The organism is Pontibacter silvestris (genome assembly GCF_020907275.1).
Lineage (GTDB): Bacteria > Bacteroidota > Bacteroidia > Cytophagales > Hymenobacteraceae > Pontibacter > Pontibacter silvestris.
This window is the reverse complement of sequence record NZ_JAJJWI010000007.1, coordinates 62,865-83,212: the sequence shown is the minus strand read 5'-3', so window position 1 is coordinate 83,212 and position 20,348 is coordinate 62,865. Positions and strand designations below refer to the sequence as shown.

At 43.1% G+C, this 20,348-nt stretch carries 13 protein-coding genes; 2 read left to right on the top strand and 11 right to left on the bottom strand.

Translation table 11 applies throughout. The features are described 5' to 3' along the window. Positions 1-11 precede the first annotated feature (11 nt). From LN995_RS08060 to LN995_RS08045, 4 genes are all read right to left on the bottom strand, one after another. Positions 12-3,269: a SusC/RagA family TonB-linked outer membrane protein gene (locus LN995_RS08060; protein WP_229960165.1), complete on the bottom strand. Its 3,258-nt coding sequence runs from the start codon at positions 3,267-3,269 to the stop codon at positions 12-14. A gap of 980 nt (positions 3,270-4,249) precedes the next feature. Further along, positions 4,250-6,403, bottom strand: a complete 2,154-nt coding sequence (feoB, locus tag LN995_RS08055) for a ferrous iron transport protein B (protein ID WP_229960163.1) — start codon at positions 6,401-6,403, stop codon at positions 4,250-4,252. 11 nt (positions 6,404-6,414) lie between these two features. Beyond that, the gene (locus LN995_RS08050) at positions 6,415-6,663 is read right to left on the bottom strand and encodes a FeoA family protein (RefSeq protein ID WP_229960161.1); all 249 of its coding nucleotides are present in this window, start codon (positions 6,661-6,663) and stop codon (positions 6,415-6,417) included. Positions 6,664-6,924: 261 nt separating this feature from the next. Next, complete coding sequence (locus LN995_RS08045; protein ID WP_229960158.1) at positions 6,925-9,384, bottom strand: bifunctional UDP-N-acetylmuramoyl-tripeptide:D-alanyl-D-alanine ligase/alanine racemase; 2,460 nt, start codon at positions 9,382-9,384, stop codon at positions 6,925-6,927. A gap of 93 nt (positions 9,385-9,477) precedes the next feature. Between LN995_RS08045 and LN995_RS08040 the strand changes: the two genes are divergently transcribed. Further along, positions 9,478-10,488 carry an EamA family transporter gene (locus LN995_RS08040; RefSeq protein ID WP_229960156.1) on the top strand — a complete coding sequence of 337 codons (1,011 nt, stop codon included), beginning with the start codon at positions 9,478-9,480 and terminating at the stop codon, positions 10,486-10,488. A gap of 59 nt (positions 10,489-10,547) precedes the next feature. On the opposite strand, the gene LN995_RS08035 is transcribed toward LN995_RS08040, so the two are convergent. From LN995_RS08035 to LN995_RS08025, 3 genes are all read right to left on the bottom strand, one after another. Continuing rightward, positions 10,548-10,952 (bottom strand): hypothetical protein, encoded by a 405-nt coding sequence (locus tag LN995_RS08035; protein ID WP_229960154.1) that lies wholly within the window; start codon positions 10,950-10,952, stop codon positions 10,548-10,550. Positions 10,953-11,044: 92 nt separating this feature from the next. Further along, positions 11,045-13,642: a DUF5686 and carboxypeptidase regulatory-like domain-containing protein gene (locus LN995_RS08030; protein ID WP_229960152.1), complete on the bottom strand. Its 2,598-nt coding sequence runs from the start codon at positions 13,640-13,642 to the stop codon at positions 11,045-11,047. A 110-nt stretch (positions 13,643-13,752) separates the two neighbouring features. Then, positions 13,753-14,631: a DMT family transporter gene (locus LN995_RS08025; protein WP_229960150.1), complete on the bottom strand. Its 879-nt coding sequence runs from the start codon at positions 14,629-14,631 to the stop codon at positions 13,753-13,755. A 148-nt stretch (positions 14,632-14,779) separates the two neighbouring features. Here LN995_RS08025 and LN995_RS08020 point away from each other — a divergent pair, with 148 nt between their 5' ends. Then, a complete protein-coding gene (locus tag LN995_RS08020; RefSeq protein ID WP_229960148.1) occupies positions 14,780-15,259 on the top strand; it encodes a regulatory protein RecX in 480 nt (159 codons plus the stop codon). Positions 15,260-15,338: 79 nt separating this feature from the next. Here the strand turns inward: LN995_RS08020 and LN995_RS08015 are convergent, their stop codons facing one another. The 4 genes from LN995_RS08015 to LN995_RS08000 form a co-directional block, all read right to left on the bottom strand. Beyond that, positions 15,339-15,974: a DUF4230 domain-containing protein gene (locus LN995_RS08015; RefSeq protein ID WP_229960146.1), complete on the bottom strand. Its 636-nt coding sequence runs from the start codon at positions 15,972-15,974 to the stop codon at positions 15,339-15,341. Between the two features lie 550 nt (positions 15,975-16,524). After that, complete coding sequence (locus LN995_RS08010) at positions 16,525-17,424, bottom strand: 1-aminocyclopropane-1-carboxylate deaminase/D-cysteine desulfhydrase (protein WP_229960144.1); 900 nt, start codon at positions 17,422-17,424, stop codon at positions 16,525-16,527. A gap of 80 nt (positions 17,425-17,504) precedes the next feature. Next, positions 17,505-19,943 (bottom strand): YfhO family protein, encoded by a 2,439-nt coding sequence (locus tag LN995_RS08005; RefSeq protein WP_229960142.1) that lies wholly within the window; start codon positions 19,941-19,943, stop codon positions 17,505-17,507. A 45-nt stretch (positions 19,944-19,988) separates the two neighbouring features. Beyond that, positions 19,989-20,282: a DUF4834 family protein gene (locus LN995_RS08000; RefSeq protein ID WP_229960140.1), complete on the bottom strand. Its 294-nt coding sequence runs from the start codon at positions 20,280-20,282 to the stop codon at positions 19,989-19,991. Positions 20,283-20,348 lie beyond the last annotated feature (66 nt).

The window sequence follows — 20,348 nt, the reverse complement described above, 5'->3', positions numbered from 1 at the left end:
GCTAGTATAGATTAAAATCTTGCTCTAATGTTAAAACCTACATTTCTGGTTGTAGGATAAGCTCCACTCTGGTAGCCTAAAGACAAGGTGCCAGCGGCTAAACCTTCTTCCGGATCAGAGTATGGCGTGTTTTTATGGATGATCCACAGGTTTCTGCCATACAGAGAAACATCGATCCCCTGAAACACCTTCAGTTTAGACACAATAGACTCTGGCAGGCTATAACCTAGTGTAACCTCTCTCAGCTTCACATAACTGGCGTCATATATAAAAGCTTCTGCAGGGTTACCATCTGTACCAAGCGCTAAAGGTACTGCTGCTCTAATATCATTTGGAGTACCGTCCTCATTAACGCCCGGCAGTATAATACCACCACTTGTTTCATCATCAGTAACTGGGTTGCGAACAGGGTTGCCCAAGTCATTGATAAAGGAAGTTGACTCAGGAACACCAGTATACAAGCCATAGCTCTGGTCTAAAGAGAATAAATCACCGCCTTGTTTCACATCAATCAGGAAACCTAGTGATATTCCTTTATACTTCAATGTGTTTGTCACACCACCAATCCAGTCAGGGTTAATATCTCCAATAGTTGTGTTAGCATCATTGTTAGACAGATAAAGCCCGTCTTCACCAACTACTCTTTGTCCATTGTTATATACAAACCCTGGTCCTTTGATAGCTCCAAAAGGCTCACCCTCAGAGGCGTTCAAAGTAACCCCTCCTTGGAAAGAGGCGATTTGGTAGTTGTCAATAGGACCTAGATCTTTTACTCTGTTACGGTTTCTTGTCCAGTTTGCATTGATAGTCCAGGAGAAGTCCTCTGTTCTTACCGGGGTTCCGAAAGCAGAAACTTCAAAGCCTTTGTTTACAACCTCACCCGCATTAATCCATGTGTAATCTATACCAGATGCTCTGGAAACAGGAGCCCGAAGAATTTGATCCACACTATTTGCATTGTAGTAGGTTACATCAAAACCTGCACGAGCATCAAGGAAAGTCATTTCGAGCCCTAATTCCCAGCTCTTAGTGCGTTCCGGCTCCAGATTTGGGTTGTTTCTAACACTGTTTACAGAGGCAAGTGAAGTACCGCCGAATGGAGTGATAAGGTTATAGGTAGTATATACACTAAGTGGTTGCGCCATATTACCTACCTCTGCATAATTTGCCCTTATTTTACCATAAGTAAACCCATAAGTAGGCTCAAACAGTTCTGAGAACACAAAGCTACCTGAAACAGAAGGGTAGAAATAAGTGTTGTTCTCAGGTGGCAATGATGAAGACTGGTCTACCCTGGAAGCAAGATCAAGAAAGGCCAGTTGCTTATACCCTAAGGTAACACTCGCAAAGTAACCATTTACTCGTAATCTGGTGTCCACCTCAGTAGCAGGTTCAGTAGCTCCAAGCCCAAATGTCTGGATAGGGCTTACAGAGTTTGTTAAAGCATATAACCCTGGAATAACTAAACCACCATTTGTTTGAAGGCGAACCCTTGATACATTTGTTTCTCTGATATTTGTACCAACAGTGGCCTTAAAATTAAAGTCTTCATTCAGGTCTCTGTTCAGGTTTGCCATCAGGTCGTAATTCACCTCACTGAACCGACCATTCTGCCTTGCATACTCCGACACTCCCTGAGAACCAACTGCAATTCTTTCTTCCCGTATCTCATCATAAGTATCCAAAGACACTCTACCCATTATGCTTAGCCAGTCGGTAGGGTTATAGTCGATTCTTGCATTCCCGAACAAACGTCTTCTATTGTCATTATTATAGTTCTGATAGCGTGTCCAGTAAGGGTTATCTGAATAGGCTGGTGCTGCGTTAGTTGGGCTGATCCTATTCCATGTAACGTTTTCCCCTGTTCTGAAATAAGCATCTTTCAAGTCTTGGATATCTACGTTTACCGGCCACCATTGTCTGAAGGTCTGGTTCGGGTTCAAGCCGCTATAACCTGTTCCAAATCTACCTAAACCATTGGTTTCGGCATAGTTAATGGAGGCAGAAGCAGCCACATTCTTTATTACATCATAAGATGCCGCAAAGTTCAGGTAGTCTTTCGTTACATTACTATTAGGCAAAATACCATCATTGCTGTTTCTTCCATAGCCTAACTTGAAGTATCCTTTATCCCCAGTACCATCAATCATAATACTATGAGATGTACCATAAGCATCTTCAAAGAAAGTAGTAGGGTCATTTTCAGCAGCTACCCAAGGCCTTGCCTGCATGTAATTTGGCGAAGTAGGGTCAAAAGCATCCCAATGGTACACTAACAGATTCGGGTTAAACGCTGCTCCGGCAGAGGCATCCTGGGTTGTAGGCACAACAGGTTCTGTATCACCATCCCCATCAATATCAATATCCCAGAAGCCAGGAAGAGCGCTAGGATTTCTGTTATAAGTTGCTCCTTCATAACCTTCACCATAGTTTTTCTGATACCTGGTGTAGGTGCTTTTATCTATAAACCCCCAACTAGCGCCTGTATTTACAGTTACACCTATACCTTTTTTCTTAGATCCCTTTTTGGTAGTGATCATTACCACGCCATTGGCAGCACGAGAACCATATAAAGCTGTGGCTGCTGCACCTTTCAGAACTGTCATCGACTCGATATCGTCTGGGTTGATATCGGCTGCGGCATTACCATAGTCATAACCGCCACGACCTGTTGCTTGGTCGCTTGTGTTGTTTGTAGAATTATCCAGCGGCACTCCATCTACAACAAACAATGCCTGGTTATTACCACTAATGGATTTATTACCACGAATAATTATGTTCGTAGAGCCCCCAAGATTATTGTTCTGCTGAATCTGAACACCTGATACTTTACCGGATAACTGATTCGTAAAGTTTTGTTGTCTTGTTTGAGAAACAGCGTCTCCATCTATTGTCGATGCAGCATATGGTAATTCGTTCCTGGTTCTTTCGATTCCCAAGGCTGTTACCACCACTTCGCTTAGTTGCTGATTATCTAAAGGCAGACTGACATCAATCGTACTGGCATTGTCAATGGTACGTTGAACGTTTTGATAGCCGATAAACCTGAATACAAGCGTATTGCTACCTTCTGGCACATTAACAGTATAAGTACCATCTACGCCTGTAGCTGTACCCACTGATGTGCCTGGAACTAACACAGAAACCCCCGGCAACGGCTGACCTGTTGCTGCATCTGTCACTGTTCCTGACACAGCCCTACTCTGGGCCATAGCCTGCTGTAGCAGGGTAGACACGAGTATAAAGCACAAAAACAAAATTTTCTTCATTGTGTTGTTGGTGTTTAAGGTAAGTAAAAACTATTTTGACAAGTAAAGGCAGTTACCACATAGAAACATCTTAAGCACAAGGCAAAAGCGAGGCAACTTTTTTAATATTAAGACTCTGATTAAGTATCTCTTCTATATCAGTTTACAGAAAAAGCCCTTTATTATTTCATTCATCCTTGTCCAAACAGTAAGAACATTTGAATAAGGTTAACTTTAATCAAAGCAGTTTTACGCTCCTACTACTTCAGTATCTATCGCTGTAAAATGAAATAGAAGGTAAAGCTTTGATTAACTGCTCTATCTTTAAGACTGTAGCAGTTTAGAGCTACACTCTGAGTAGTAAAAGCTGACTCAGTTGTAAAAAGAGCCGAGACTAATAAAGGTATTTTATTTAGGAAATTAGATAAAGCCTATCTTTTTGCAAGGCTTGCCGAAGGGGAAGAATTTAGAATTGCAAGGGTGAAATAAGTTGTAGAGTAAAGCTATTTTATACATAATATAAATTTATTTAAGGTGAGAGATTTTCAAGTTTAAACAATATTATCCTATTAATCAAATTCCAGTTTCTTATTTGTACCTTATTTAAATGCAGTTTTAGCTACATTACCAGAAAAAAAGACTATTACGCATACCTTTAATCCTGTACAAAATATTGGGTACCAGCTAATTAATACACAACAATGATTTATACGTTGTATAAGAGTACTATAGTTGCTGAGGAAGTTGATAAATCTTATGATGAAGATGGTAGCTGTTGAAATTCCGCTGCTCTTTTATACAATTAAGAAAGTATATAAATATTTATATTTAGTGCAATAAAGAGCAAGGTTTCATATCTACTGCTTTCACTAAAGCACAGATAACAAAGAAGAAAATAAATAGGACTAAACCAATAACTATTTCTAAAAGGAACAAGCCTGTCAGAGCCATTCTTTAAATGATTCCTCTGACAGGCTGTTAAGAAGACAAGAAAACGGAGTTTAACGAAAGATGTGATACGTAATAAATGACATAACATAAGCCAAGCCACTCATGTACAGCAGTTGCGCCAGTGGCCATGTCCAGCTTTTGGTTTCGCGACGCACAATGGCCAAGGTACTTACGCACTGCATGGCAAACAAGTAAAAAATCATAAGCGAGAAAGAACGGGCAGGTGTGAAGAACGGATCTCCATTGGCATCTTTCTCCGACATTAGCTTATTCTTAATGGTACTTACATTCTCTTCTTCGCCTATGCTGTAGATGGTAGAGATAGTACCAACAAACACCTCTCGTGCAGCAAAAGAGGTAAGCAAGGCTATTCCTAGTTTCCAGTCATAGCCAAGTGGTTTTATTACCGGCTCAATAGTACGGCCTACTATACCGGCATAGGAAGCCTCTAACTGATAAGATGCAATTTTGTTCTCTGTCTGCTCTTCTGTAAGGCCTTTTGCGTTTGCTTCTGCTATTGCCTGCTGTTCGGCTACTTCAAAATTATTACCGGGTCCGTAAGAAGCCAATACCCAGAGTACAATAGAAATAGCCACGATTACTTTCCCGGCCTCAAACACAAAAGTTTTTGATTTCTCCAGAATGGTAAGCCCTACGTTCTTCCAGCGTGGCATTTTGTACACCGGAAACTCCATAATAAAGTAACTTCGTTCACGGGCTTTCAGGATAGTTTTAAGCAGCAACGCAGACAGTATAGCAGCTAGGAAACCTATCAGGTACAGCCCCATCAGCACAAGCCCCTGCAGGTTCAGGAAGCCAAAGTAATATTTTTCGGGTACTACCAGTGCTATCAGTACCGTGTAAACCGGAATGCGGGCAGAGCAACTCATAAGCGGTGTCACGAATATCGTGATCATACGGTCTTTCCAGTTCTCTATAGTTCTGGCAGACATTACAGCTGGCACTGCACAAGCCACACCGGATATTAAAGGCACTACGCTTTTACCGTTCAGGCCAAACTTACGCATTACTTTATCCATCATAAAGGTAACACGCGCCATATAACCTGTCTCTTCCAGAATGGCGATAAAAGCAAAAAGAATGGCAATTTGCGGAACAAATATCAATACACCTCCCAAACCGGCTATCACTCCCTCTGTAAGCATGTTCACGAGTGGCCCGTCAAAATTCTCCTGTATTAGCTCATTCAGGTTTGCAATCCCCACATCTATCAGTTCCATCGGGTAACTGGCCCAAGCAAATATTGCCTGAAAGATCAGGAAAAGAATACCAAAGAATATAAGGTAACCAAACACTTTATGCGTTAGTACCTGGTCGAGGCGGTTACTGAACTTCTCGTTCTTATTCACCTTCTCCACCTTCACTACATCCAGCAGCAACTCGTTAATGCGGGTATAGCGGGCGATGGTTTCATTAGCCTGAAAGGTATTGGAACTAAAACCTACAGGCTTTAGAGCTTCCTCAAACCAGGCCATATCATCGGATGAAAGAAACTTAAGATTTTTATGCTGATGCGCAAAATGCAGCGCCAGGTAATCATTAGTAAGGTTGAAACGCTCTTTTATGCTTTGTACAACTGGCACCAGTTCCAATGGAATTTCATAAAACAGTCTACCTACTGCCTCTAATTCCTGCGACATTACAATCTTCAGGGCAGCTATACCAATACCTTTCCGGGCGTTCATTGGTATAACCGGCACACCTAATTCCCGCTGTAGCGCTGGCACATCTATTTTTATACCATGTGTTTCAGCTACATCAACCATGTTCAGGGCAAGAACAGCCGGAATCTGCAGGTCGGCCAGCTGCGTAAACAGCAAAAGGTTACGCTTCAGGTTAGAAGCATCTGCAGTAACAACAACAAGGTCAGGGTAATGCTTAGAGCCAGGATCGTATAATAAATCAATAATAACACGTTCATCCAAAGACTTTGGATAAAGGCTGTAAGTACCGGGCAAGTCGATGATCTGCGCCTTTAGGTTTGGCGTAAGCTGACTAATACCAGTTTTTTTATCTACTGTAACACCCGGGAAATTACCCACCTTTTGGTTAAGCCCCGTCAGCTGGTTAAACAGCGACGTCTTACCTGAGTTAGGATTCCCTACTAAAGCAATTTTAGCTATTTTCTGGCTAACAGCAGGCCTCTTGCTCTGCAATGCTTCAGGCTGGGCGGATACGGTCATGGGCATAATTACTACTTCAGCATTATAGTTTCGGCTTCGTCTAAACGCAGCGAAAGGGTATAATCATTTACAATGATAGTGATAGGATCACCAAAAGGAGCACGGCTGTTCATTTTCACTTCCGTGCCAGGTATACAACCCATCTCCAGCAGTTTTAGTCCCATTTCAGGATCGTTCAGGCAACAAACTACGCCGCTTTCCCCTATCTTCAGGTCACGCACGCTCTTACGCTCATTTTGCTCTTCTACCTTTGCTTGCACTTTATACAGTTTTTATTTAGACTGTTTTTAAACAACTGCAATTTACAAGGCGTTCAGGTTTAAAGCAAAAGATGTTGAATTAATGTGGTAATTCAATTAATGTACTGCAGTAAAAACTCAACTGTGCGCTCATTTGGCGGTAAAGGAACAAAAGAAGATAAGCTAATTTCAGAACAGTCGCACTCTAAATTTCAAAACTCCGCTATTTCCAGACTTCCACCTTACTATATTTACAAACTTATCATTCACGCAACAAAAAAACTACTCTGTATAAAATACCCGCTTCACCCGTGCGCTCACATTTGTCAGCAGTTCGTAGGGTATGGTACCAATACGCTTAGCCAAATCTACTAAAGTCAGCTGTGGGCCGAAAACAATAGCTTCATCACCTGCTTTTACCTCTATACCCGTCACATCTACCATGCACATATCCATGCATACATTACCAATAATAGGCGCTTTCCTGCCGTTGATAATAACTTCTCCTACTCCGGTACTAAAGCGACGGTCGTAGCCATCGGCATAACCAATAGCAATCGTGGCGGTAGTTCTGTCTGTATCTGCTATGCCACGGCGGCTGTAACCAACGGTTTCGCCTTGCTTAATGCTCTTTACCTGAGAGACAGTGGTTTTGAGCATGCTCACGGCACGTAAAGCATCCTGATCAGCGCCAGTAGCTTCTACGCCATACAGGCCAATACCTAAACGCACCATATCCAGTTGATGCTCCGGGAACCGTATAATGCCTGCTGAGTTCAGAATGTGCTTGATCACCTTGTAACCCAATCTTGCTTCTATCTCTGTCGCAAGGCTTTGGAAGTTTTTAATCTGCTGATAAGAAAAGTCATTATACACAGCCTCATCGGCTCCTGCCAAATGGCTGAAGGTGCTTACCACCTTAACCTGCCTGTGCTGCTTTAGTAATTCAAACAGCTCGTCAAAATCTTCAGCAACAAAGCCAAGCCGGTGCATACCAGTGTCCATTTTCAGGTGGATCTTAGCGGGAGCATCATCAGGCAGCTGTTCCAGGAAGGCCCGTAGCTGTTCCAACGAATATATTTCGGGCTCCAGGTTATAATGTCGTGTTTTGGCAAAGCTATCAGGAGATGGATTCATTACCATAACAGGCAAGGTAATACCATGCTCCCGTAGCAGCACTCCTTCATCAGCGTAAGCCACAGCCAGGTAATCCACCCGATGAAACTGCAGCAGGTTGGCTACTTCAAAGCTGCCACTGCCATAGGCAAAGGCCTTTACCATTACCATCAGCTTGGTGTCAGGAGCCAGCCTGGAGCGGTAATAGTTAAGGTTGTGCACCAGTGCATCAAGGTTTACCTCCAGCACCGTCCCATGTACTTTCTGCTGAAATGCCTGTACGATTTTCTCAAATTCAAACACACGGGCACCTTTTACCAATATTACCTCATCTCTAAAGCTGTCTGTATTAAATTGATTTAAAAAGGCAGCAGTGTTTTCATAAAAAAAACTGCTGCTTCCAAACATATTACTGTACTTACTTATAGTTACCCCTATACCAATGACTCTGCTTACCTTATGCATCTGTACCAGTTCAGCTACGCTGGCATACAAGTCTTTCTCGGGCAAGCCTGACTCCAGTAAATCAGACAGTATGAGAGTGTGGTTACTTCGTTGCGGCTGGCTTGCCAGTAAATCTAAAGCTATGTTTAAGCCAGCTAGATCATTGTTATAAGTATCATCGATAAGGTAGCAGCCGTTAATAGCCTCTTTTATTTCCAAGCGCATAGCCACAGGCTGTAGTTTCTCTAGCCTATCTTGTATTTCCGACAGCGGCACTTTTCGGTAAAGCAGCACAGCCAGGCAATGCAGGGCATTTTCTATAGAAGCTTCATCTACAAAAGGTAAAGCCAGCCGCTGTTTCTGCCCTTGGTAACCAAAGACTATAATCGTTTTATACCCAGCTGTAGTTGTGGAGGCAATAGTTAGATCAGCCTTCTGCTTTCTGGACCAGGTAAAGGCAGGAATGCCTTTTGCCTGTACCGCTTCGTGTAACTGCTCATAGTCGGAGCAGTAAAATAATAAATCAACAGCTGTAAAAAACTTTAGCTTTTCCTCTAATTTCTGCTCTCTGGAAGTAAAGCCCTCATCATGTGCACTTCCTATATTCGTAAAAATACCTAAGGTAGGCTGTATGATTGGCTGTAACTTTTCCATCTCTCCCGGTAGCGAAATACCGGCCTCAAAAATAGCTAAGCTATGGTTGCTGTTCAGTTGCCACACGCTCAACGGCACCCCCAGTTGCGAATTGTAGCTTCGTGGGCTTTTCAAGACCAGTTCATCCGGGCTTAACAATTGTGCCAGCCACTCTTTTACTATTGTTTTACCGTTGCTACCTGTAACACCAATAACCGGAATCTGAAACTGGGTTCTGTGCCATTCTGCCAGTGCTTGCAGTGCCTCCAGGCTGTGTGGCACCTGCACTATATCTGCTTCCGGATACTGTTGTTTCAGCTCTTCTGCATTTGTCTGCTCTTCTACCACAAACCGCCTTACACCTAAGCTATAAAGCTGTGCCAGGTACTCATGTCCGTCATTCCACTTCCCCCGGATGGCAAAGAAAACAGTACCTGCCGGTTGCGACAGTTTACGGCTGTCGGTAAGCAAATGTACAATAGGCAATGGTTGTACAAGTTGCACGAGCTTGCCTTTAACAATAAGATTAAATTGCTGAAATGTAAGCATAGCACTACATTAAAATTATGCCCAAAGATACTTGTTTGCATGAAGAGTCAGGACAAGATTAAGCCGCTGATATTTAATTCTGCGTCCTAACAAATGCTATTGACTACATTCTTTACTTTTGCGCACTTTTATATTTCTATGGAGACTACGAACACAAAGCCATATTATGCCGCAGGTATTGCGGCTTTTGTGATATGGGGCTTTTTACCGATACCCCTAAAGGCACTCTCGCCTTATGCAAGCGGGCAAATCCTGTATTTCCGGATAGCCACTTCCATGTTTATTCTGTTGTTCATTTCGCTATTTCTACGGCGCAATATATTGTTTGCCACTATTCGGCAGATAAGGAACTCAGTACCTCATGAAAGGAGGAGATTCGTACTCTTTACTTTCTTTGGGGGAGCACTCCAGACTATCAATTGGCTGACATTTATTTATGTTATTAATCATATAAACATTCAGACAGGCTCTTTCTCTTACCTGCTATGCCCTATTATGACGGCTGTTCTTGGATTTCTGTTACTCAAGGAACCTTTGCGTAAAAACCAGTGGATAGCTATAGGCCTGAGCAGCCTGAGTTGTGTACTCGTTGGATCAGGTGAAATAAACAGCCTGCTATTTAGCCTGATAATTGGTTTAAGCTATGCCCTTTACCTTATTACGCAGCGTATACTAAAGGCACATGATAAAATTGTATTGCTCACGTTGCAACTTATGCTGTCGTTTACCTTTATTGCTCCTTTCTATAGTTACTTTAAAGGTGATGCGGGTACAACGTTAGACCTTAACTTCTTTCTTTTTGTCTTCTTGATAGGTGCCTTTTTTACTGTGCTGCCCCTGTTCCTGAACCTTTATGCTTTAAAAGAGCTTACCTCCGGCACCATTGGCATACTGATGTACATTAACCCTATCATTAATTTTGTTGTGGCGTTTATTTTCTTCAAAGAGGAAACAACTCCTGTTAAAGTCTTTGCTTATGTTATCATCTTCGTTTCTGTGATAATATATAACCTCAACATAAAAGGTAAGCGAAAGACTGGAGAAGGCATGGCCATACCGACTATGAGCGCAGCTGCCGTTACAGGCAAAAAAGTTACGCTATAACCAAAAGCCTCAACAGTACAACTGTTGAGGCTTTTGGTTTAATACTGTCATGTTAATTTCTACTGCTCTTGCCCGGTTGTTACTCTTCTGTTTTCCGGCGTCGTAATCTCAGGGCGTTGATTTGGATTCTCTTCTAACTGACGCTGCATATTCTGCTGATATCTTCGGCGTGCAGCAGTGTCTACATTAGAAGGCAGGTCACCAAACTGGTCCGCTTGCTCACCTGTCTCGGCAGTATCTCCAATAGGAGCCGGACGTGGTCTGGCCAGGTTAGCTGCCGAAGGGTTATCTTTGACAATTGCCTCTGAAGTACTGGTATCGTCTGTAGGGTTTGACTCAGGTCTTTCTCCATTGCAACCATAACCTACTATTGCCGCAAATAATATGGCCAAGCTTGTTTTAAATATATTCAATTCAGTTTTCATGTTCGTAAAAATTAGTTCTTTGGTTATTTTTAACGACATGGCTCTAAATTGGTTATGCAGCAGCAGCCGACAAGTTCCTGCTACTGGCTTAGCGTAAGTAAGTTTAGCACTATTTTAGCTTTAATCAGCGTTTAAAACCCAACTCCTATCATTATACCAGTGCGCGCCTTGTTTCCTTCCTGAAAAGAGGTAACAAAGTCAACACGAACAACTTTAAAGATATGCTCTATGCCTAGCCCAAGCTCCAGGTAGTTTTTAGACTCTATGGTATTTAAATAATTCAGGCTTACTACTTCCTGCCACTTTAGCTTTCGGAACAGCGGCACTTTATTAAACAAAAAACCATTAAAATGATGCTCCATATGCCCCTCCAGGTATCTGTTGTTGGTACTGTACCGGTAGTAATCTAGTAACTGGAAACCTGTATAAACTCCGGCAAATATGGTGCGGTTACCATTATAGTGCCTGTAATCTGGCAGGAACATAGCCTCTTTGCCCCAGAATGTGCCAGCTGTTAAGCTATAGTTAGTTGCACCCAGCAAACCTACACTTATATAGTCGCTGATGCGGAAAGCTGCTGTGTTAAACTTTGTATCTCCACCTAAAGCTTGTATACCTGCTCTATAGCCAAAGGCAAAAGTAGGCCACTTAGAACCAATATTTATTTTCTGGTCTGGCCGCGAAATATAGCGCATGCCGGGCTTAAAACTAACATTAACATTTGCCGTCAGGGCCTCGTGCGGTGTAAAAGACGCATCGGCTAACTCTGCATTTACGGGCACGTTAGAAGTAAACCTGCTGCCTTCGGAACCGGAGTTTTTCCTGAAGCTAAAGTCTGTGGTGTTCTGCAACGGCATCTGGTGTGAGTAATCCAGCGACATATTCAGGGCCAACCCATTCAACAGCTCTGTACGGTAACTTGCACTGGCGAAGTCTCGCTGGTAAAGCTTTATGTAGTTCTTCTCCCGAAACAGCGTGTACAGCGAGTTTACAAAAGGCGAAATAGGCTCCAGATTATTAATCTGGCTCACATACCTACCTCCCTCAACCGATATGGTGCTTCTTTTAACAGGGTCATACCTATAAGCTAAACGCAGCTTTGCATTCAGTTTTTCGTTAGAGAAACCATAGCGTACTGCAGGCTCTATTATGTAGCGGCGGCGGTCCCCAAAGTTTTTTGTGTACGCCATCCGTACATCTGCCACCACACCCTCCACAGTGTTATATTGCAACATGCTTGCCCCACCTGTTATACTGATAAGCGGATCAAAACTATAAGAAGTGCGCTCATAGGTGTTGGCATAGGTATAACCGCTTAGAAACAGCTTTCCGAAAGAAATTTCGTTGCGCACCCGGTCCATCGAGTCCTGGTAAGCTTTAGAACTTTTAATTACCTGCAGGCTGTCTTTTACCTGGTAATCCTGCCGCTCTTCCTGCGTAAGAGGCACTGGCCGCACTTCGGCCCAATAAGCCGAGTCACGTTTGTTGGCATCGCGCTCTACTAAAAGAATCTCTTTTGTGAAAAGCCCTTCTTCGTGTATGGGTTGCTGCTCCTCCGGCTCAACCTCTTCAGGCTTTATTAATTTCACTTTCTTTTTAGGCTTTTTCTTTGGCCCAGATGCTTCCGTAAGTACTTTTTCAGGTTCAGGCTCCGGTTCTTCCAGCACAGGCGGCTTTTTGTAGGCTGGCTGTACTTTGTATTTAGAGTAGACTCCGGTAACATAGCCACTCCCTTTAAAGCCCATTCCGGCTGCCTCAAAGGTAAAGCGCTGCGAAACAGGCATCCACACATCACCTTGCACAGGTGCATGCACCTGCCTTACCCGAATAAAATCTACAAACTCAATGCCTGCATTCTTTGTTAATAGAAGGTCTGTGCTGTGGATGCGCCAGCTGCCATCTACAATGTAAATGCTCCCCGAAAACACAGGGTCATTTTTACGGCGGGGAATGACTTTTATTTTATTGATCGTGCGCCCATCTTCCTGAAAAGCTCCTTCATACTCGTAGCGGTAAAAGAACAAGGCATTATTAGCTAGCGGCGACACAAAGCCCCTCTCACTCAGCCCCTCCACCTTCAGCAGGTTCTCATAAAAGCTGATGTTCATTTCTGATGCCTGGTTAAAGCTAAAGCCTTTCTTTTGTCCGCTCACTTTACTGGATATTACCCGCTCATTAACCTTGTTCGGCTTTTTAAAGTGCAGCAATGATATTGTTTCAGATAAGTAAACAATACCTGTGTCAATGTCGACCAGTTTTATACCCAGTATTTTAGACGGAACTTTTTCCATGCGACCTACGGCTTTCATATACACCTGCGTGCTCCAGGCATTTGTCTCGTTCAGGTGGAACTTGCTCAGCCGGATTGCGTTGCGCATAATAGCATAGGCAGGGTCTTCATCAGCGGCACGCACTACTACCTCCTGCAGGTTCAGCACTTCTGGCAGCAACTGTACATTCAGTTCCTGCAACTCCTCGCTAATTGTTACCGTTGTTACTTTAGACCGATAGCCTACATATTTAAACTCCAGGGTATACGTACCAGCCTTCAACTGAAGCTGGTAATACCCTTGGTCATTGGAAGCTGTACCGCTGGAGATTTCTTTTATGTAGATACTGGCAAATGGCAAGCCTTTACCATTCTCATCCGTAATACGACCTTTCAGCCCAGTGCCATGTGACAGTGCTGGAACAAAGACTAACCATAAAAGAAGAGAGAGCAGGTGCATGCGTAAACAATTAGGTACTAAGCCATTATTAAATAAAAACAACAAAACAGCAGAAATCGTACCGCTCAGGTATAGAAATACTCTATCTCAGCCTAATTGTTTGCTGCTTATTAACCTGTAATGTTCTTTTTAGCAGCAAGTGCTGCCTCTTTTGTCAGTTTACTTTTGTAACGCACGTTTAAAATAACACCTACCAGTACCAATGCCATGCCTGCATACGTCAGAAAGCTGAACTCTTCATCAAAAAGAATATACCCTAGTACAAGTGCATAAATAATACCGATATAATTAAGGTTTGCTACTTTAGATATTTCCTCGGCCTGGTAAGACATAGTCATGTAATACTGGCCCAACTGTGTAAGTACGCCAACTAATAACAACAAAGCCCAATCCCAACTTTGTGGCTGCACCCAGTTAAACAGCAGGTAAAAACCAACTATAGGTAATGTGACCAATGGGAAGTAAAATATGATTACCAGCGGATGTTCACTTGTGCTTAACTTCCGGACGATGGTATAGGCAAGACCGGTAAATACCGAACTTAACACGCCTAGCCACAGGTAAAACGTATCGACCTCGGTCTCTACCCCTTCTATTACTAACACACCGGCAAAAGACACTAAGAAGAACGCCCATTGCCAGGGCTTCACCCGCTCCTTCACTAGAAAAATACCAAGCACAGCGGTAAATATGGGAGACATATACTGTACCGTAGCAGCTGTGGCTAAAGGTATATTCTGTAGTGTATTAAAAAACAATATCAGAGCAGCAGCTCCGGTAACTCCACGGGCAATCAACCATTTGTGATTGTTGCCCCAGACACTCACATGCGCCCTTCGCAATACCACAAAGCTCATCACCAATGAGATAACTGACCTGAAAAAAATAACCTCTACTGCCGGAATATGTGCCAACGACTTTACACATACGTTCATCAGCGAGAAGAACAGCGTAGACAGCAGCATATACCTGACACCTTTCGAAAACATTAGCTTTTAATTTGGTGAAGGCTGCAAAGGTACCTATTTTAGGTAAAGGAGTCAGGCAAAGAGCTGAATAAGTAAAATTGGGCTGCCTATTTGAATTCAGAGCGGCTTTTGCTTGTTATATTTGAGGAACAACTGCTATACAAACGATTTGGAATATCAGAAAAAAAAGAAGACTTATACACCCAAAGAGGCCTTGCTAAAGGCAGCATCCTATTGTGCTTACCAGGAACGGACACAGCAGGAGGTACGCGACAAGCTGTATTCTTACGGCTTAGAGCCCGATGATGTGGAAGAGCTGATTGTACGCCTGAGCCAGGAGAAACTGATAGATGAGGAACGTTATGCACTGGCCTATGTGCGTGGCAAGTATGGACTGAAAAAGTGGGGCCGCCGTAAAATTATGCAAGGCCTTAAGGCAAAAGGCATTTCAGATTACTGTATAAAGCAGGGGCTTAAGGAAATTGACCTGGATGTTTATGAGCAAAACTTATTACAACTACTTGAGAAAAAGGCCTTGACAGAAAAAGAAAAGAACCCCTTTCTGCGTCGCCAGAAGTTAAGCTATTACCTTATGAGCAAAGGGTATGAGAATGACCTGGTGCAGGACGCTCTCAAGAATAATGAATGATGAATTAGAAATTATAAGTTGCAAAAGAGGTCGCAGCAGATAATTGTTGCGATCTCTTTTGCTTTTAGTTATTGCGGGATTATCGCTTACGAGGCATTTGAGGATTCTTCATCCGGCGTTGTTTTATCAACACTACACGCTTCCCGGTAATTTCTTCCAGCATCGGCTTCAGTACTTTCTCTGCATTTACCTGCGTTTGGTTTAATATACCAGAATTCAGCGCAGCTCTTTTTACATTCTGCTCTGCATACTTATATCCTTCCTCCACCAAGTCTGCATCCTGGAAATAAGTATTTTCTTTTGAGAAGACTTTTGACTTGCTGTGGTCTACTTTGTAATAGCAAAGTTCCGGCTCAGGCAGAGCTACCTGCACCAGCGAATCCCCCTGAAACCAAATGTCTGCCTGCGTAATTTTAGTAAAGTCCAGGCAGCCTACTGCTTCACCTGCTACTATTAGCACGATCTTCGAGTTAGGCACCCAACGCGACACACTTTTCTCGTACTCCACGACATCTTTAAAATTATAACGAACCAGCTCCATCCGACCAAGTTCTTCTACAGAAGTCAGCACTGTGTTGTAGTTTACAACTACTTCTGGCTCTTTCTTCTCTTCAGGTTTATTTAAAAAGCCTCCGAAAGTACGCCACAAAAAAATACCGGCAAATATGACGATTACCCAAGGAATAAGTTTAATCAGGAAACGGAGTAAGGGCATGTATATAGTTTTTGAGATTAAGTACGGCAAAATGAGTGCCACAAATAGGCAACATTTTTTACAATCAACCTTCCCTCTGGTAGAAACCTATGCCAGAGGAGAAGTAATCTACGCTTCCAATCTTTTCGCCATACCCCAACTTCAACCTGTCTATGTTCCCCCTTTATCTTTATCCCCTCTCTTAAAGGTTGTTGTCTTTATCGCTAAGCAGCCGGTATATTCTTTTAAGCTGGTGTTTATAAAGTATTGGTTTTTATAGCTTACATGAGACCATATTACTCCCTGCTTCATAACATAAGTATAGCCATAGTGATCTACCCTTTATATGCCTTTGCTATCAAATACTTAATTTCACCCTCTGGCACAACATCCCCTAAAGCTTTTGCAGCCCTTATGTTTGTGCTTCAGGCTGCTGTAGTCTCATTTACAGTAGAAGACTATGATAATTGTTTTATCACCCCTCTTATTCCTCTTATAATCATGTTAGGCAGTCTGGGAATCTCTACATTTGCTCAAGAGAAACAAATTAGAGTTGTATTACGCTGACTAGTTACACCTCCACCCCGAGCCGTTCATTGAAACCTGCATTACCCTGTAAACCACCTGTATGAACAGCCACAATACGGCTGTTTTTTGGGAAGTAACCCTGCCGGATCAGGTCAAATATTCCAAACATCATTTTGCCTGTATAAATGGGTTCTAAAGGAATTTGATGCTCTTCCTGAAACGCTTTTATAAAGCCCAACAGCTCCGGTTTTACTTTTGCATAGCCTCCAAAATGATAATTGGTGATAAGCTGCCAGTTTGTGTAGTGCTTGCCGTTGTATGTGTGGATATGTTGTGCAATTTCCGACTGCAGAAACTCTCCACCTTTTAAAGCAGGAAAGCCCAGCACCTGCTTTGCACCATCAAGCCCAGCTATAATGCCGGCTATAGTTCCACCAGTGCCTGATGCACAACAAATGTAGTCATAGTCAACAGAGACATTCTGCACAATTTCGGTACAACCTTTTACCGCCAGGGAGTTCGTGCCGCCCTCTGGTAACATATAAGGTTGATTAAACTGCTCAGAAAGCTTCTCCAGAAAATGCGGCTCCTGCTTTTGTCTATACTTCTCGCGGCTAATATATTGCAGCTGCATACCGCAGGAAGTAGCAAAATGTAATGTTGGGTTTAGTGGCAGGTGCTCTTCGCCCCGAATAATGCCTATGGTACTGAAGCTAAACTCCTTTCCTGCAGCTGCCACCGCAGCTATATGGTTAGAATAAGCTCCCCCAAAGGTTAATATAGTCGCTTTCTGCTGCTCCTTTGCCTCCTGTATATTATATTTTAGCTTACGCCATTTATTACCAGAAATGTGGGGGTATAGTAAATCATCGCGCTTTATCCACAGTTCTACCTGCTTTTCTTGTAACAAGTGGCTTTGCAGTTGTTGTAATGGTACTTCCATATTATCACACAAAAGCCCCAGCGTTAACTGAGGCTCTTGTTTAATTTAAAGGTTGAAGTTTTGATATTATATCCTTTAGCTTATACTTTTTCAACAATTGGTTCTTCTGTAGGCTTCTTCTTGATACCATAAAAAATGGCACCTGCTAAAACCAGCAGCAGAAGGATAGAACAAACCATTGAAATGGTGTTACCAATTTCATAAGACGCTGGTGTAAACCTGAACTCGATAGTATGCTGACCTGCCGGAACCTGCATAGCCCGCAGCACATAATTGGCTCTGATGTGCTCTACCGGTTGTCCGTCTAAGTAAGCTTGCCAGCCTGCAGCATAATATATCTCTGAAAACACCACCAGTCCCGGTTGAGCTGCCTGGTACTGATACTTCAGGTAGTTAGGCTGGTATTCTGTAAGCTCTATGGTAGCATTATCAGCAGAATAGCTACGCTTCTCTACAGGAAACTTGCTAACATCTACTACTGCAGTCTCAGCAGCATTAAAATCAGATAGTGCTGCAATTTCTTCATCCGGAGAGTTAACGGCTTCTACATTTTCCACAAACCAGGCATTACCTAAAGGCCCAGGTACACGTTGTACAGGCTGCTGCGGATTACCTGTTAAGGCATAGCGTGTGTTCAGCATACGCAGCACCTCCAGGTTATTTTGCGAGATATGATAATCAATCAAATCCTGATACCGGCGCAGTTTAGCTCCATGATAACCGCCAACTGACTTATGGAAATAAGAGGTACGGGCATCGTTAAACGGATTGGCTAGATTAATAACGCGATAACTTAAATCTTTGTCCTGCAGGATGAGCTGATCGGCCGGTGTAGGCTGAAAATAGTTAGACACTACATTTCGCTGAAAGTCATCCGTGCTGAGGTAACGCTTATCTACTGTCCATAGGTCTACCAACACCAGTACTCCAACACCTGCAATAGCCACGGTGGCAGAGAGTTTATTTTTAAGGTAGAAGTAAAGTAAACCAGCAGCTAACACAATAAACACAAGCGAACGAAAAGCATCATTACGCATCATACTTTCACGGTCAGCACGAATAGCGTCTATCGGGAATTGCGCCTGTATAAGTTGTGGGTCTGATGCTCCTACAAAACTTGCAGAACCTGCAAACAACCACACCAAAGCACAAATACCAGCTGTGATACTACCCGATATAAGCAGCTTCTTATCCAGGCCTTTGAGTTCTCTCCCCCGGATCAGTTTCCAGAGCGCCAGCATACCTAAGAATGGTATGGCTATCTGGGCTATCACTAATGCTGAAGAAACAGCTCTGAACTTGTTATAAGCAGGAAAGTAATCGAACATCAGGTAATTTAAAGCCTCAAAGTTCTTACCCCAGGCCAGCACAATAGAAAGCACAGTTCCGGCAACAAGCCAGCTTACCCAGCGTTTATCAACAATAAATATCCCTAGCACAAACAGAAAGCATATAATAGCCCCCACATAAACAGGGCCACTTGTTCCAGGCTGTGGTCCCCAGTACATTGGCAAGCCCTGCTCTACAATCTGCTCTGCCTGCACCGGAGGCACGCCCATATTAGTGAAGGCTTTATATGTTTCAGAATCTGTGCCAAGCGAGGCACTGCTGCTGCTGCCATAAAAATCAGGGATGAGCAGTGTAATAGTTTCGCCTACACCATAACTCCAGTTAAAAGCATAGTCTCTGTCCAAGCCACTTCCAATCTGATTACCGCTGTTAGGAGCCGTTAACTCTGATTTGCCCCTGATGCTGTACTGGCTATATTCTGCTGTAGTATACAACCTGCCAAAGTTTACACCAACCGCCAGCGCCGCAGCAACAGCCAGTACCAGTCCCCGTTTCAGCAGCTCTGCAAAAGTGCCGTTCCTGATAGCAAAAATGATTTCGACTACAGCAAAGACCAGTACCAGCAACAGCATATAATAGGTCATTTGCAGGTGGTTGAAATGCAGGTTTAAAGTAAGGCCTAACGCAAATAAGGCAGCTCCTATCCATAGGTTGTGGCGCAAAGCATAAATAAGCCCTGCTAACACCATCGGGATGTAGGCAATAGTTAAAGACTTGGTATTATGACCAGCCTCCAGAATAATAATGTTATAAGAAGTAAACGCAAAAGCAATGGCACCTATAATAGCCAACCAGGAGCTCATACCTAAGGTCACAAACAAAATATAGGCACACAAAAGTGTGATAAAGATATTACCTGCCAGGGCTGGCAGATCAAATGTCAGAATGGAATGGATGGCACCTGAGAAGTCGCCAGGGTAATGCGTTTGGATAAGGTAGGCTGGCATGCCACTGAACATAGAGTTCGTCCAGAGCGCCTCCTCACCGGTTTCTTCACGGAAGTCTTGAATTTCTTTGGCTCCGCCTCTAAACTGCAGAATATCGTTTTGGGCCAGGCCTTTGTCTTCGAACAGAACCGGCGAAAAGTAAACTGCCGTAAGAATCAGGAAAATTATAATAGCGATCAGGTGCGGGAGCACATCGCGTCTAAAGTTGATAGAAGCTGTCATAATATCGTTCAGAACCTCCGGAATAGAGGTTGAAAGATAAGGCTTTTATTTTACTTCTTCATAATCGACATATTCCCCGCCATTGAATTCACTCCGGTTTGGCTGCTCTGGAATATAATCGATGCGCACGTCGCCATTGCTGCGCCCGTTACTGCTATTGCTTCCATTGTTACTGTTATTCCGTTGCTGACGTTGTTGGTTTAGATTACCGTTGTAGAAAAAATTACCGTTGCGCATGCTCTTTTTCAGGAAGGCAGATAATAACCAGCGAAACAATACTGGTGCCACCAAACGGATAAAGAAAATAATTGCTAACGTGGTTAATATGAATTTTAACATAGTGCGATTTTAGTTTATAAGTATGTGCTCATCATACTGCAAAAACAATACCTGCATTTGTATACA